Origin of the sequence: Paenibacillus sp. F411, assembly GCF_017582705.1 — a bacterium.
Classification (GTDB): domain Bacteria; phylum Bacillota; class Bacilli; order Paenibacillales; family Paenibacillaceae; genus Paenibacillus_AQ; species Paenibacillus_AQ algicola.
The window spans coordinates 20,494-35,415 of sequence record NZ_JAGFIP010000008.1 but is presented as its reverse complement, the minus strand read 5'-3'; the positions used below and the strand labels follow the sequence as shown (position 1 = coordinate 35,415).

Genomic DNA, 14,922 nt, shown 5'->3' with positions numbered 1-14,922 from the left:
GAGGTCCACCATTGAGGAATACATCTTTTGAGTAAGTCGCCATAATTTTACATTTACTGGTTTTTTGCATATGATAATGTTATTTACATAATAAAAAGTGAGGTGCAGATATGAAACAAACTAAATTCCTGCTCATTCTTTTGATTTTTTTGTTAACGGCAGGGTGCACGGGCACGAGTAAAGATGAAAAGATTGAATCCCTTTATTCTAAGTCAGATGATACCTATATGATCCACTTATTCTATGAGTATAAAACTCAATTAGATGAAGAGTTACTCAGTTATATGAATTCTAGTGATGAATTACTTAAAATCATTAATGGTATCCAAGTATACGATGTAGATAGGAAGGATAATCAGTCAAAAGTAAAATCACTAGATATTGACAAATTCCCAACTATTCTAGTTACTGATAACAAAGAAACGAAGTTAACAACCCATGATATCGAGGATGTTAAGCTTTTTTTCGACAATATAGTAAATTAGAACCCATTTACCTTCGCGATATTAACGCCAGCCCAGATCGGGCCATGAGAAGGAGCAGTGAGTAATTTAGAGAATACGTTGGCCTTCGCGAGTTGTGCAAATACCCGTTCTGGATGTTTACCATTTTCATGTATAAACTCTGGACCGGTTTCCTCAACAGGGGCTGCAAGAAGGTGGTACAATGTTTATATATACATATCAAGCAACAGGAGGTCACGGCATGTTTCATGATATTTTTATCCAGCTGCTCGTGCTGCTGGCGGTCTCGGTCGGAGTCATTGCGATTGCCAAAAAAATCAACTTGACCTACTCTATCGCTCTCGTCATCGTCGGCTTGCTGCTGGGCGTCACGAATGTTCCTTTCCTGGAGGAAGCGGAGGCGTTTATTACCCAATCGGACGTGTTTCAGGCCATTGTCATTTCCTTGTTTCTGCCGATATTGCTCGGAGATGCTACGCTGAAGCTGCCCTTCTCCCATTTGCGCGAGCAGAGCAAGCCGGTCCTGGCACTCGCGCTTTGCGGGACGCTGTTATCCTTCCTGATCGTGGCACTGACCGGTCACTATGTGCTGGGCCTTCCGCTCGCGGTCGCGTTTACCTTCGGGGCGCTCATGAGCGCTACCGACCCGATCAGTGTCATCTCTATTTTTAAATCACTGGGTGTTCCCAAAAAGATCGTCACCATCATCGAAGGCGAGTCGCTGTTTAATGACGGCATTGCCGTCGTGCTGTTTCAGATCTCGTCCGTGTATCTTCTGACCTATCTGGAGATGGGATGGGCCGGGCTTGGCAGCGGCCTGCTGCTGTTCCTGAAGTTCAGTCTGGGCGGGATTGCGGTAGGTGCGGTGCTGGGCTTCCTCTTCTCGCAGCTAATCCGTCTGTATGATGACTACCCGCTCGAGATTGCATTTTCCATGCTGCTGTTCTTCGGCAGCTACTTTATTGCGGAGCATTTTCATGTATCCGGCGTCATTGCCGTGGTCGTGGGCGGTCTGATCTTTGGCAGCTACGGCTCTCGCATCGGAATGTCGCAGACGACGGAGACGAATATTAACTCGTTTTGGGATGTGGTGACGCTGGTGGCGAACTCGCTGATTTTTCTCATGGTCGGCCTGGAGATCAAAAACATTGATTTCACCGACAAATGGGGCCTCATCGCAGCTGCTGTGGTTACCGTGGTGGCTGCCCGTACCTTTGCGCTTTATGTAAGCCTCTCCTGGCTAAAGGATTTCTCCGGCGCATGGAAAATTATCCTCAACTGGGGCGGCCTGAAGGGCAGTCTGTCTATTGCGCTCGCATTGAGCCTTCCCTCAAGCTTTGAGGGCCGGGAGGATGTGCTCGTCCTGACGTTCAGTGTTGTGCTTTTCTCGCTGCTCGTGCAGGGCTTATCCATCAAGCCGCTGGTGCTGAAGCTGGGACTTGGCGGACAGAAAGGCGGTGCAGCAGACGATGTCGGAGCATGAGCTGCTGGATATCTACGATCGCAGCATGAACTGGCTGGGCACCGAGACACGGGAGAAGGTACACCGGGAAGGGTACTGGCATCAGACCTTTCACTGCTGGGTTTACGGTTCGTCCGATGATGAGGAAGACGGCCTGCTTCTGCAGCTGCGCCATCAGGATAAGGATACCTTTCCGGGGTATCTGGACATTTCCTGCGCCGGACATTTGCTCGCCGGAGAGAAGATCGAGGATGGCGTGAGAGAGCTGGCGGAGGAGCTGGGCGTGACTGCGGAAGTACAGGATCTCGAATACTGCGGTCAGGTACGGCAGGATTACGTTGACGGAAAGCTGAAGGACCGGGAAATGACACATATTTATATCTACGAATGCGGCCGGCGGCTGGAGGAGTATGATTTTCAAAAAAGCGAAATTTCCGGGCTGTTCCGCCCCACGATTCAGGAATTCATGGAGCTCATCTCCGGTCGCCGCGACAGTGTGGTGATGAAGGGCGTTCTCTACGATGAGACTACCGGGGAGCTGCGCTCTGTCAGCCGCAGAGTAAGCGCCGCGGACATCACTCCTCAGACGCCAGAATACTACGAGGTGCTGTTTCAGCGCTTGGCCAAGGATCCAGGCTGATCTGCGGCATGTGGCGACAGAAAGCTCTGCTTTAGATTGGAGGTGCAATGCCATTTATGAAAAATTTATATCACCCGCCGCTGGAGACCATCCCCTATTCCAAGGTGCTTCAGGCGCTAAGTGAGCCCAACCGCATACGAATGGTGCGCTGCCTATACCACAGTGGAGAGAACAACTGCACGGCGTATTCCAACTCTCTTATGCTGAACAAATCTACCGTGTCCCACCATATCAAGATTCTTCGCGAGGCCGGCCTTATTCAAGGCCGAATTGAGGGGAAGGAGCATATTTATTCTCTTCGCAAGGAGGAAATGAACGAAAAGTTCCCTGGGCTGCTGGAATCGCTGGTCTCGGTTAAAGACGAAGATATTTAAATGGGTGTTGGGGCAACCTATCGGCGGCAGACTGTTGCCGAATTTGAATCCTGGAGTAAAACATGCTATGGTATCTATGTTCGATAGTTATCGAATTATAAAACCTTAAAGGAGGCCCCACATTCATGGATTTAACAGCAGAATTGACCAAGGCAAGAGAAGGCTTTATGGCTAACGCACCGCAGGAGGTGCTGGACAGCGTAGAGGCGGCAACGAAGGAGTTAATTGAATCTGGCGTGGCCACCGGTCTTCAAGTCGGCGAGGAGGCCCCGGATTTTGTGCTGCCGAACGCAGCCGGAAACCAGGTTTCTTTATATAAACAGCTGGAGAAAGGCCCTGTCGTACTGACGTTTTACCGCGGCGGCTGGTGCCCGTATTGCAATCTGGAGCTGAAAGCATACCAGAACGTGCTGCCTGAGCTTCAAGCGGCCGGAGCGTCCCTGATGGCGATCAGCCCGCAGAAGCCGGACGCGTCTCTCTCCACAAAGGAGAAGAACGAGCTGTCCTTTGAAGTGCTCAGTGATGATACCTATGAGGTAATCAAGGCGTACAACCTGTACTTTACCCTGCCGGATCAGCTGATCCGCACGTACTCTGACAAGTTCAACATCCAGCTATCCGAGTACAACGGCACTGACGAGCCATGGAGCCTGCCGGTACCGGGTACCTTCGTCATCAACACCGACCGCAAAGTCGTGCTGGCCAGCTCCAACGCCAACTACACCGAGCGCCTGAACCCGGCTGAGGTCGTCAGCTTTCTGAACAATCATAAGTAAGAAGCGCCGCAAGCGCGATGAGAAGGAAGGGCATCCGGAAGGATGCCCTTTTTTTGTAAACAATTAACCATAGAGTCGACTGTAATCAATATTTATGATGCACAGAATCTGATAGATTCAATTCATAAACGGATTGTGCAGAAGGTAACCTATAACCATAAAGGAGGTTGTTGGACATGTGAAATAAGCTGATTACACTGGCTCTTTTATTCTTGATTTTAGTAGGATGCACAGGAGAAAAAAATAACCGCCTCCTTGTAGCATGGCGGCGGTTCTATACAATATATGACACATAAAATATAACTAAAACTCTAGCCTAGCAAGTACAGCGGACTTTCAACGCCAAGTTATCGCCCGTGCATGAGGTTAGGGTTTATTATTCCAACCTTTAACTCCCCTGTATTTCTGCCACTTAAGATAAAGCTCTTAGAACGCTGAGTCTAAAAATACGATCAAATTTTATTTGAACCGCTTTATGAGATGACAGCGCCTCATTTCTCTCTTTATAGAATGTCTTCAAATCCTCTGGGTTTTGCGTTGATGAGTACTTAACTAATGCATTAATGGCTTTTTCATAACTCTCAATACTAGAACGAGCTTCTAATGTAAATAACTCCTCATCTCCTACCTTTGTAAAGGTATAATTTTCGTTAAAAGAGGCGTTTGCTTTCACTTGGGTTGTCAGTTCCTGAAGCCGCTTAACATCTGCTTCCTCACCTAAAACGATTTTCCCTAGTAATGTGAGTGACTCTTGATCCATTTCTGATAAATAAGTCATATAAGTTGCATTAAATAAATTCAATGAATTTAAATTTCCAACATAATTATCTTTTTTATTTGAAATTGAAACGATTGAATTTTTGAACTGAACATTTAGATTTGCCTCTCTTAATACATAAAGAGGCACATAAACACGATTGTTTATAATTTTAGCTTCTTCACCTGGGTTTGATTTTAGCTGCTTATTATTCCAGTAAACCTGAATATTTTTTTTTGTTTTCTGCATTGATTGAGCAGATTGAGCAGAAGTGGCTGTGACACATACAAATAATAAGGATATTATCAGAAAAAATATTCTTTTCACTATTTTCACCTTATATTGAATTATTTTGTATTTTACTTTATATTATAGGATTTAATGGAAAAATATTCAATATGAGGTGTATCATGAAGGCAAAATGATTGTTATTGACGATCGAGGTTATGAAAGTTACAACAATTTCGCGCACTTTAAACGTAACGGGTGGAACTTCGTCATACGAGTGAAAGATTTAGGGTCCAGGAGGGTGAGTAGCAACATGTTTGATCGGTATCATGATGAATTGTGTACTGCATTTCCGTATGAAGATATATATAAAATGAAAAAAGATTTTGAATACGATTTTGCATCACTGGAGGACGAATGCTTCAACGCGGATTTCAGTGAGTACTGTGCTTTAATGGTTGGGACGATAAGCTACATTTTGATTGATGATGCTGTCAGCATCCCTGCGAAGCAGATCAAGCTTCTGGATAAAGATTTTTTTCAAATGTTCCCCCAATACAGCTTTATACAATCAAGCATAATCAACTATCCTGAATTTCATAACAAGTACGTGCTTCATGAAAAGGTAAGAAAGCTGCTCGTGGATGATCTGCGGCGCTTGTCTGAGCGGCATTAGCCAATGAACCGCGTTTAGTTAGAGGCAACAGTGAACAATTGTTCCGTGACCGGTTTGCTGCTCTGCCCGAAATACTTGGTCTTCATTAACAGAATCAATGGCTATTGAAGCTGTAAGGGCAGATTCCGGAAATGAGCTGACCCTCGTTTCATGATAATTCCTCGCTTTCGTATGCACCAGCCCCCTGCCCCCTGCTACTGCTTATCGCGCATGGAGGTGGGGGAGAGGCCGGTTGCTTTTTTGAACATTTTGGAGAACAGAAACGGGTCGGTGTAGCCGACCGAGCGGGAGACGTCGCTGACAGACAGGGCGTGATTCCGCAGGAGCTCGGCGGCCCGGCTCATTCGGTACTCCAGTAAAAAGGCCTGCAGCGGAAGACCGTACCTGGTCTTGAACAGACCGGACAGGTAGGTGCGGTCGAGGCCCACCTCATCGGCGATGTCCTGGACGGTCACCCTCTGGCTGTAATGATTCTCGATGTAGGCGACAGCCTGGCGGATGTAGGCCTCCTTCGGAGAGGACGGCTGCGCGGCAGAGGAGGGAGTCTGCTCCGGGGAGCACTGAATCAGCTCAGCCATCAGGCGGTACAAAATGCTGAGGCTGAGTACATCCCGGCTGCGCTTGTCGCGGGCCTCGACAAGCTCCTGGTGAAAGGTGTGAAATCCTCCGTCTTCCGAAGGCTCGCCGCCGCGGGTATCGAAGATCGGCTGAGTCACCGTCATCCCGGCCTGCTGCATCAGCGGCTTCGCCTGAACGCCGGAGAAGCCGTACCAGGAGTAGATCCATGGGTCCTCCAGGTCTGCCTCATAATGGACCAGCGTGGCGGGCGGAATCATGAATCCCTGGCCTGCCTGCAGATCATAGCTGTGCTCTCCAATATGAAAACGGCCTTGGCCGCTATGAATAAAATGAATGATATAGGAGTCCCGCAGACCGGGCCCCCAGGCGTGTCCAGGCTGGCATTCCTCCCTGCCAAAAAAACGCAGACGGAGATCCAGTGGATTATCCGACGGAGAATGAAACATATCGACCATTAATCGGGACATAGGGACACGCCTTTCATGTGATTTCTTGAATGTAGATATCTCTTATTCTAATACAAAAGCTCCCGCTTGTTGACCCCCTGAATGCAGCCGGGGAAGGACCGGTACAAGGCACCAGGAAGAGCAGCTAAGCGTATGGGGCATTGCGCAGACTCAGCCCGGCGCCTTATGATGGGACATAAAGACCCGGGTATAGGCACTGCGAGGTGGAGGGTCTGTGCCCTGTGAGGAGAGTGATATGATGACAGACCAGCAGCAACGGCCAGAACCGCAAATTTCAATTGGAATTATAGGTCCGAAGCAGGTGGTGGAGCAGATTCTCCGTGTTTTGGAATCGTTTCCTTCCTTTGCGCCGATCGCAAGAAGCTGTACCGGGGAGAACGAGGCTGTGACGCTTGCTGCAGACCTGGCTCCAGATGTCGAGGTGCTGCTTCTTGCCGATCCGTTGTCGCGGCGTAAGGTGAAGGAGCAGTTGACCCTGCCTATTCCGGTCAGCTATGTGCCGGTGACGGAAGCCGGGCTGTACCGGGGACTCTTTTATGCGCTCCGCACAGGCAGGCTTACCGGCGGCTTCTCGGTAGACAGCCTGACCGAAGCCATGGTACGGCGCAGTCTGAAGGAGATGGGTATGCAGCATAGCGATGTCCAGATCTATGACGGTCCGGCTTATGCGGCGCCAGCGCAGCTGGCAGACTTCCATGAAGCGCATTATCGGTCGGGGGCATCCGCCATCGCCTTTACCGGCCTGGAGTCGGCCGCTGTGGAGCTTGCGAACCGCGGCGTACCAAGTGTATGGCTGCGGCCGTCCAGTCAGGACATTGTGGTCTCTCTGGAGCGGGCCCTGCTGTCCACAAGCTCCCGGCGGAACCGGGAGAGCCAGATCGTGGTCGGCATGATCAATGTGGATGACTTCAGCAGTGAGGCGCTGAAGCGCAGCACGGAGCATGAGGTGCAGAAGCTGAAGCTGGACATTCACCGGATGGTGCTCGATTATGTGGAGGCGCTTGACGGCTATTTGACTCCTATGGGCGGTGATGAGTATTTGTTCTTTACGACCCGCGGTATTTTTGAGAGAGAAAGCGGAGGATACAAGAGCATTCCGCTCGCGAAGGAGCTGAACAAGACACATGGCATTTCCCTGAGCATCGGGATGGGCTTTGGACGTACGGCCAGCGCGGCAGGCACGAGCGCCCGCGCAGCAATGCGCAAGGCGAAGGAGGCTGGCGGCAATACCTGCTTTATCGTCCGGGAGAACGGCACCCTGATCGGGCCGCTGGAGATGGCCGACCCTGTACGGGATGTGCTGTCCTTCACCGATGCTGCCCTGATCAAGCAGGCAGAGGATGCAGGCATGACGAGCGCTTATCTCAGCAAGCTGCTGCATCAGCGCGCCCGGTTTGGCAAATACGAGTACAAGGTGCACGAGCTGGCTTATCTGCTGGACATTACCGTGCGCAGCGCACACCGGCTGCTCCTGCTGTGGATCGACAACGGACTTGTTGAAATATCCGGTATGGAGAAGGTGCCGCGCGGACGGCCGCGGCAGATTTTCCGGTTTGTTTTTCTGGAGAAAGCTTTTCTGTAACCGGGAGAAATAAGGCTCATTCCAGCGTGAGCAGCTTCATTTAAAGACGATTAAAAGATTTGTCTTTATATTTAACGGCTCGTTATGATGAAGGGGAGAAGAAGCATAAAGGAGCTGAAGAATATGAAGACGGTAGAGGAGCTTGAAGCGCGGCTCGCGGAGCCATCACAGGCGCTGATAGATGATCTGGCTGCCATGGAAGGCGATATCCTGATCCTGGGTGTAGGCGGCAAAATGGGACCCAGCCTGGCGCGGTTAGCGGCAAATGCGGTGCGGCAGGGAGGGCTCAGCAAGCAAATTATCGGGGTGTCCCGCTTCTCCAATGCCCAGGCGAGACAGGAGCTGGAAGCGGCGGGCGTGAAGACGATCGCATGCGATCTGCTGAATGATGAGGAGCTGCAGCGTCTCCCCGACGCTCGAAATGTCATCTATATGGCGGGCAATAAATTCGGCACGACAGGGCGGGAGTATTTCACATGGGCGATGAATGCCTATCTTCCCGGACGCGTGGCCGAGAAATACAAGCATTCGCGCATCGTTGTGTTCTCTTCCGGCAACGTCTATCCGTTCTCTCCGGTCGGCAGCGGCGGGGTGAATGAATCCGTAGCCCCCGAGCCGATTGGCGAATATGCGCAATCCTGTCTGGGCAGAGAGCGTGTGTTTGAATATTTTGCCCATCAGAATCAAACCCCGATGACGATCTATCGCCTGAACTATGCCATTGATATGCGGTATGGAGTGCTGCTGGAGCTGGCGAAGGCGATTCAGGAGGGACGGGAGATTGACGTTACTATGGGCTATGCGAATGTGATCTGGCAGGGGGATGCTAATGAAATGGCACTGCGCTGTCTGAATCATTGCGGCACACCGCCGGAGATTCTGAATGTAACAGGACCCGAGACGATGTCGATCCGCTGGGCAGCGGGAGAGCTGGCGAAGCGGCTCGGGAAGGAAGCGCTGCTGACCGGTACCGAATCGGACACGGCGCTGCTGAATAATGCATCGCGGTCCCATCAGCTGTTCGGCTATCCCCGTGTATCGCTGCTGCAGCTGATCGACTGGACGGCGGAATGGGTGCAGGCGGGCGGACATACCTGGAACAAGCCGACACATTTTCAGGAAAGAAAGGGGAAATTCTGATATGGACGCAAGCAGACTCTCTCCCGACAAAGCGCGGGCGCTGGCTGAGGGCCTGGTCATTCCGGCGCATCCGCTCGCGCTGAATGCAGACCGTAAGCTGGATGAGAAGCGGCAGCGGGCATTGACCCGTTACTATGCGGCTTCTGGTGCCGGCGGCATCGCTGTTGGCGTTCATTCAACCCAGTTCGAAATCCGTGACCCGGGCGTAGAGCTCTATGAGCCGGTGCTGCGCCTGGCTGCAGAGGAGATCCGCAAGGCAGAGCTGGAGCGACCTTTTCTGATGATAGCCGGGGTATGCGGACCGACAGAACAGGCGATACAAGAAGCAGAAACCGCGCTAGAGCTCGGCTATGATGCGGCGCTGCTGTCGATGGGCGGGCTCCAGGACCTGGGCGAGGACGATCTGCTGGCCAGAACCGAAGATATTGCACAGCGAATGCCGGTCATCGGGTTCTACCTGCAGCCGTCAGTGGGCGGTCGAAGCTTCAGCTTCCCGTTCTGGCAGCGATTTGCCGAGATTCCGAATGTCGTGGCGATCAAAATGGCTCCGTTCAACCGCTACCAGACGATCGACGTAGCCCGTGCAGTATGCGGCTCCAGCCGGCGGGATGAGATTTCCCTGTACACCGGCAATGATGACAACATTATCAATGACCTGCTGACGATATACCGGTTCAAGGTAGGGGAAGAGATGGTAGAGAAGCCCGTCATTGGCGGCCTGCTCGGTCACTGGGCCGTATGGACGCACCAAGCCGTTCAGCTGCTGGAGGAGATCAAGGAATTACGCGCCCAGGGCGGGCCTATCTCCCCGGAATGGCTGACCCGCAACATTGAAGTGACCGACAGTAACGCTGCCTTTTTCGATCCGGGGAATCAATTCCATGGCTGTATACCGGGCATTCATGAGGTGCTTCGCCGTCAAGGCCTGCTGGAGGGTACATGGTGCCTGAATCCTGCAGAGCAGCTGTCACCGGGACAAATGGAGGAGATTGACCGCGTATACCGGGATTATCCGCATCTGAATGATGATGCATTTGTGCGGGAGCATTTGGCACAATGGCTCGCGGATTAGCTTAGAATCATTCATCCAACCGTGAAGGCTGGCTGCAGCAGAAGAGGAGGGAATGCCGTGCGATTTAAAGATGTTTTCTCAATTATTGGGCCCAGCATGGTGGGGCCCTCCAGCTCTCACACCGCGGGTGCGGTGGTGATTGGCAGGACAGCGCGGCGCATATTCGGCGCATTTCCTGCGGAGGCGGAGATCGTATTCTACGGCTCCTTCGCCGACACCTACCGCGGGCACGGCACGGATCTGGCCGTGGTCGGCGGGCTGATGGACTTCCCGGCCGATGATATCCGGATTCGCCATTCTCTGACGCTGGCTGAGGAGGCGGGTATGAGGCTGAGCTTCAAGACCGCCAGCCATGCAGCCTACCATCCTAACACCGTGCTGCTGAAGCTGAAGGAGGCAAGCGGACGGGAGGATACGATTCTCGGGGCTTCCATCGGCGGAGGCAATGTGGAGCTGCTCGGTATTAATGGCTTTGACGTGAAATGCACCATGAATTATCCCGTGTTAATCGTGTTTCATCAGGATACGCCGGGCATGGTGGCCCGGATTTCAACCATCCTCGGTCATTCCGGCGTCAACATCGGCTATATGGATGTGGACCGTAAGGGGCGCGGCCGCGAGGCCGTAACCGTAGTGGAGACCGACGAGGCGGTATCGCCGGAGCTGATGGCTGTCATCCGCAGCCTGGACCACGTCCACCGCGTGATCTTGGCCGATCTCAATCAGAGGAGGCAGGAAGGATGAAATTTGCAACGTTATCGCAGCTGGTAGAGTGCTGCCGCGAGGAAGGCAGCACGATCGGGCAGCTGATGCTGTCGGAGCAGGGTAAGGAAACCGGCCAGCCGGTGGAACAAATTTTCAGACAGATGGCAGAGTATTATGAAGTGATGAAGGAGGCCGTCCACCGCGGTATTCATGAACCGGTGCCCTCCCGCAGCGGACTTACGGGAGGAGATGCCGTACGGGTCATGGACTACCTGGGAAGCAGCATGCCTTCCCTGGGAGCCGAGGCATGTACGGCTCTTGCTTATGCGCTCTCCGTCTCGGAGGTGAACGCCTCCATGGGCCGGATTATAGCGACGCCGACGGCTGGCTCCTGCGGTATTATCCCCGGCGTGTTTGTCAGCTCGCAGCAGCGGCTGGGATGGGAGGATAAGCAGCTGGTGATGGGGCTGTTCGCAGCGGGAGCGATCGGCTATGTCATTGCGAACAACTCCTTCATCTCCGGTGCCGAGGGCGGCTGTCAGGCCGAGGTGGGGTCCGCGATCGGGATGGCGGCCGGAGCGCTGACGGAGCTGCGGGGCGGAAGCCCGGAGCAGGCGGTACACGCTGTAGGATTGGCGCTCAAAAATTCCCTGGGCCTCATCTGTGATCCCGTCGGGGGGCTGGTCGAAATTCCATGCATCGTCCGCAACGGATTCGGGGCTGTAACGGCGCTGGCAGCGGCCGATATGGCGCTCGCCGGCGTGCGCAGTGTCATTCCCTCCGACGAAGTGGTGGAGGTCATGCTGGAGGTGGGCACAGCAATGCCGTCCAAGCACCGGGAGACGGCCAAGGGGGGACTGGCTCAGACACCGACCGGCAAAAAAATTCTAAAGGATCTGTACGGCACCTCCCCCGGCACCTCCCCCGGCACCTCCTGCAATACCTCCTCTGAAACCTCTGAGGACCCGGGAGATCGGAAATGAGGGCCATGCAGATTGGCCTGATCGGCCTTGATACCTCACATTGCGTCGCCTTTACGAAGCTGCTGCATGAAGAAGAGGGAGCCTGGCATGTTCCGGGGGGTGTGGTAACTGCCGCATACCCCGGCGGCTCTCCGGATATAGAGCGGAGCATTTCCCGGGTCGGTGGCTATACGGCCACCCTCCGGGATCATTATGGTGTCTTCATAACGCAGACGCCGGAGGAGGCGGCCGAAGCCTGTGATGCCCTGATGCTGCTGTCAGGGGACGGGCGGGTCCATGCGAAGCTGTTTCGCCGGCTGGCCCCTTACGGCAAGCCCGTGTTCATTGACAAGCCGCTCGCCTTGAGCGCTTGGGACGCCGCACAGATCCAGGCAGCGGCGCAGCAGTACGGAGTGCCAGTGATGAGCGCCTCTGCCCTGCGTTATGCTGACAGCCTGGCCCAAGCACTCGCTGACGGCCGGGAGTCCATACTCGGCGCTGAGGTGCATGGGCCGATGGAGGTGGAGCTCACACAGTCCCATTATTTCTGGTACGGCATTCATGCGGCAGAGATGCTGTTTTCTATCATGGGACCGGGCTGCCGGGAGGTGTATGCCGCTTCTTCACCGCAGCATGATCTGTTAACCGGCATATGGCAGGATGGACGGATCGGAACGATACGAGGGAACCGGAAAGGGAATTATCGCTTTGGCGCGCTTCTTCACCGCTTCGGAAGCCATACCTATGTAGATGCCCAGGCGTCGGGCAAGCCAATCTATGCAGATTTGCTGGAGCAGGTCATGAACCTGTTCAAGACCCGGCAGTCTCCGCTTCCCTTCTCGCACTCAATCGAGGTGATTGCATTTCTGGAGGCAGCCGAGATCAGCCGGAAGCAAGGAATCAGGGTAACAGTATAGCTGCCCTGCCTGCAAGACCTTTCATGGTCAGGACAGGTAGGTGTCAGGGATGGAGATCTGCAGCCGGCTTGTGAAATATGGAATTTGAACAAAAATACAATCTGTATTTGCTCTATTTCTACCACTTTAGCATTTTCTACACGCCAAAAACGTTGATATATCAAGGTTTTTTGTTAACTTGGCAGGTTTGCCCTTCCGGATCGACAGCTGGATGAAATACGGCGCTTTACGATAAGTGGAAGCGTTTTTAAGATGGGGGTGGGTAGAAAAAACCGACGCTTTCAACCGCAGCGGCTGCCGGGCATACACTGGATCTGCCTCTTGCGAAAGAGGAAAGGAAAGCGGCAGAAAGGAGGCGTTTTTTGAGGCTGTTGAAACATCAAGGAGTATGAACAACAAAAGCTCGGGGGTTCTGCAAAGCAGTTTGGCAAGGAGCAACACCTATTCTAATGAAGCACGACAGGAGGAATAAACATGTCCAAGAAATGGCTGAGTATGGCACTTGTTTTTACCTTATTGATGACACTGCTGGCGGCTTGCGGCGGAGACAAGGAAGCCGCAGAGCCTGCACCAACGCCGGCGGAGCCGGATAAGCAGGCCGAGCAGCCGGCAGATCCGGATCAGTACGGCGATACTGGCGGTCTGGCGCTCCCACTGGTGGATGAACCAACCACGGTCACCTTTATGGTAGCGAGTGAGAAGACGGATCTGAATGACTCTCTGATCGCGAAGGAAATCGAGAAGCGTACAGGCATCACGATCGACTTCCAGGCGTATTCTCCTGCAACGTATAACGATAAATTGAGAGTGGTGGTGGCTTCCGGGAAGCTTCCGGACATTTTCCACGGCTTGAAATCCAGTGAATTGAAAAAAATCGGCCAGCAAAATGCAGTCGTAGCTATTAACGAGCATCTCGATATGCTGCCTAACTTCAAGCGTCTGTTCGTCGAGGAGAACCCTTGGGTGATTCCATCCTACGGCGATGAGAAGGGCAATATCTACACCTGGCCGGTCGCGAACATCGCCCGTGATGTTAACCATGGCTTCCTGTACCGGAAGGATGTATTTGACGAGCTGGGGATTGAAGAGTGGAGCAACACTGAAGAGTTCTATGAGGCACTCAAGAAGCTGAAGGAAGCTTACCCGGATTCCTATCCATATGCTTCCAAGACGAAGGAATACATCTTCCGGGACTGGGCTTATGGCTGGGGCATCGGCGGACCAAACTATCCGATCTACTATGATGAGGATTCCAAGACCTGGAAATATGCTTCCATTCAACCGGAGCATAAGGACATGCTGGATTTCATGAAGAAGCTGTATAACGAGGGTCTGATGGATCCGGAATTCCTGACCGATACGTCCGACAACTGGACGGCCAAGATGACGACCAGCAACAAAGCGTTCGTGACCTGGGATTGGATTGGCCGCCTGGATATGTTCTACAACCAGATCAAAGATACCAACCCGAATTATGACCTGAGATACGGAACACCGGTAGGTCCGACAGGCAATGGTGCGACACTGCCGAAGATCACGCCGGACTTCAGCATCGCGGTCAGCAACGGCAAGAACAAGGAAGCCGCGCTCAAGCTGCTGGATTACCTCGCAAGCCCGTCCGGTGCAACACTGGTAACGATGGGGGTAGAAGGCGAAACGTTCGAGATGAAGGACGGCAAAGCCGTGTATCCGGAGCTGACGGATGTGCCGCTCGTAGATATTAAGGTGCTGGAAGACAATTATGGCCTGTGGGTACAGGGCATGTACGTGAACTCCGATCAGCGCAGCGTCTACTACAGCTTTACGGAGAAGGAGCAGGAGGCTCAAGACAAGCGCCTGGAAGCGAACAGCTTTGAGCCGCTGGAGCCGGTGCTGAATTTTACCGATGAAGAGGTTTCGAGCATTGCCGAGCTTCAGGTGAACCTGCAGAAGGCTTCCAATGAATTTAACTCCAAGTACATTCTGAACAAGAGCTACGGTGATGCACAGTGGGAAGAGTGGCAGAAGACGGCTACCGCTCAGGGTGCAGATAAGCTGGCAGAAGTGTTCAACAATGCCCAGAAGCGTCTGGATTCGGCTTCCCAGTAAGCCACTGAACCTGTAAAAAAAGATCAATGCAGC

Annotated in this window: 15 protein-coding genes; 13 read left to right on the top strand and 2 right to left on the bottom strand. The window is 52.8% G+C overall.

The genetic code is table 11. The features are described from left to right. The first annotated feature begins 110 nt into the window (after positions 1-110). From JJQ72_RS10230 to JJQ72_RS10210, 5 genes are all read left to right on the top strand, one after another. Positions 111-485, top strand: a complete 375-nt coding sequence (locus tag JJQ72_RS10230; protein WP_208203595.1) for a hypothetical protein — start codon at positions 111-113, stop codon at positions 483-485. A 220-nt stretch (positions 486-705) separates the two neighbouring features. Then, positions 706-1,947 carry a cation:proton antiporter gene (locus tag JJQ72_RS10225; protein WP_208203594.1) on the top strand — a complete coding sequence of 414 codons (1,242 nt, stop codon included), beginning with the start codon at positions 706-708 and terminating at the stop codon, positions 1,945-1,947. After that, positions 1,904-2,566: an NUDIX hydrolase gene (locus JJQ72_RS10220; RefSeq protein ID WP_208203593.1), complete on the top strand. Its 663-nt coding sequence runs from the start codon at positions 1,904-1,906 to the stop codon at positions 2,564-2,566. Before JJQ72_RS10225 ends, JJQ72_RS10220 begins: the two co-directional genes overlap by 44 nt. A 56-nt stretch (positions 2,567-2,622) precedes the next feature. Continuing rightward, positions 2,623-2,940, top strand: coding sequence for an ArsR/SmtB family transcription factor (locus JJQ72_RS10215; protein ID WP_138224221.1), 318 nt, complete (start codon positions 2,623-2,625; stop codon positions 2,938-2,940). 125 nt (positions 2,941-3,065) lie between these two features. Next, positions 3,066-3,716: a peroxiredoxin-like family protein gene (locus JJQ72_RS10210; protein ID WP_138224223.1), complete on the top strand. Its 651-nt coding sequence runs from the start codon at positions 3,066-3,068 to the stop codon at positions 3,714-3,716. Between the two features lie 412 nt (positions 3,717-4,128). Here the strand turns inward: JJQ72_RS10210 and JJQ72_RS10205 are convergent, their stop codons facing one another. Continuing rightward, the gene (locus JJQ72_RS10205) at positions 4,129-4,800 is read right to left on the bottom strand and encodes a hypothetical protein (protein ID WP_208203592.1); all 672 of its coding nucleotides are present in this window, start codon (positions 4,798-4,800) and stop codon (positions 4,129-4,131) included. Between the two features lie 214 nt (positions 4,801-5,014). Here JJQ72_RS10205 and JJQ72_RS10200 point away from each other — a divergent pair, with 214 nt between their 5' ends. Continuing rightward, the gene (locus tag JJQ72_RS10200; protein ID WP_208203591.1) at positions 5,015-5,377 is read left to right on the top strand and encodes a YxiJ family protein; all 363 of its coding nucleotides are present in this window, start codon (positions 5,015-5,017) and stop codon (positions 5,375-5,377) included. Positions 5,378-5,571: 194 nt separating this feature from the next. On the opposite strand, the gene JJQ72_RS10195 is transcribed toward JJQ72_RS10200, so the two are convergent. Beyond that, complete coding sequence (locus JJQ72_RS10195) at positions 5,572-6,423, bottom strand: AraC family transcriptional regulator (protein ID WP_208203590.1); 852 nt, start codon at positions 6,421-6,423, stop codon at positions 5,572-5,574. 238 nt (positions 6,424-6,661) lie between these two features. Here JJQ72_RS10195 and JJQ72_RS10190 point away from each other — a divergent pair, with 238 nt between their 5' ends. The 7 genes from JJQ72_RS10190 (at position 6,662) to JJQ72_RS10160 (ending at position 14,889) form a co-directional block, all read left to right on the top strand. Then, positions 6,662-8,005 (top strand): hypothetical protein, encoded by a 1,344-nt coding sequence (locus JJQ72_RS10190; protein ID WP_208203680.1) that lies wholly within the window; start codon positions 6,662-6,664, stop codon positions 8,003-8,005. A 123-nt stretch (positions 8,006-8,128) separates the two neighbouring features. Beyond that, entirely contained in the window at positions 8,129-9,145 is a 1,017-nt protein-coding gene (locus tag JJQ72_RS10185; protein WP_208203589.1) for an NAD-dependent epimerase/dehydratase family protein, read from the top strand. A gap of 1 nt (position 9,146) precedes the next feature. Beyond that, the gene (locus tag JJQ72_RS10180) at positions 9,147-10,217 is read left to right on the top strand and encodes a dihydrodipicolinate synthase family protein (protein ID WP_208203588.1); all 1,071 of its coding nucleotides are present in this window, start codon (positions 9,147-9,149) and stop codon (positions 10,215-10,217) included. 57 nt (positions 10,218-10,274) lie between these two features. Next, positions 10,275-10,961: an L-serine ammonia-lyase, iron-sulfur-dependent subunit beta gene (gene sdaAB / locus JJQ72_RS10175; protein ID WP_208203587.1), complete on the top strand. Its 687-nt coding sequence runs from the start codon at positions 10,275-10,277 to the stop codon at positions 10,959-10,961. Continuing rightward, entirely contained in the window at positions 10,958-11,905 is a 948-nt protein-coding gene (gene sdaAA, locus JJQ72_RS10170; protein WP_208203586.1) for an L-serine ammonia-lyase, iron-sulfur-dependent, subunit alpha, read from the top strand. The genes sdaAB and sdaAA overlap by 4 nt, the downstream gene beginning before the upstream one ends. After that, positions 11,902-12,801 carry a Gfo/Idh/MocA family oxidoreductase gene (locus JJQ72_RS10165; RefSeq protein ID WP_208203585.1) on the top strand — a complete coding sequence of 300 codons (900 nt, stop codon included), beginning with the start codon at positions 11,902-11,904 and terminating at the stop codon, positions 12,799-12,801. The genes sdaAA and JJQ72_RS10165 overlap by 4 nt, the downstream gene beginning before the upstream one ends. Before the next feature lie 474 nt (positions 12,802-13,275). After that, complete coding sequence (locus JJQ72_RS10160; RefSeq protein ID WP_138224245.1) at positions 13,276-14,889, top strand: extracellular solute-binding protein; 1,614 nt, start codon at positions 13,276-13,278, stop codon at positions 14,887-14,889. The last annotated feature ends 33 nt before the right edge of the window (positions 14,890-14,922 follow it).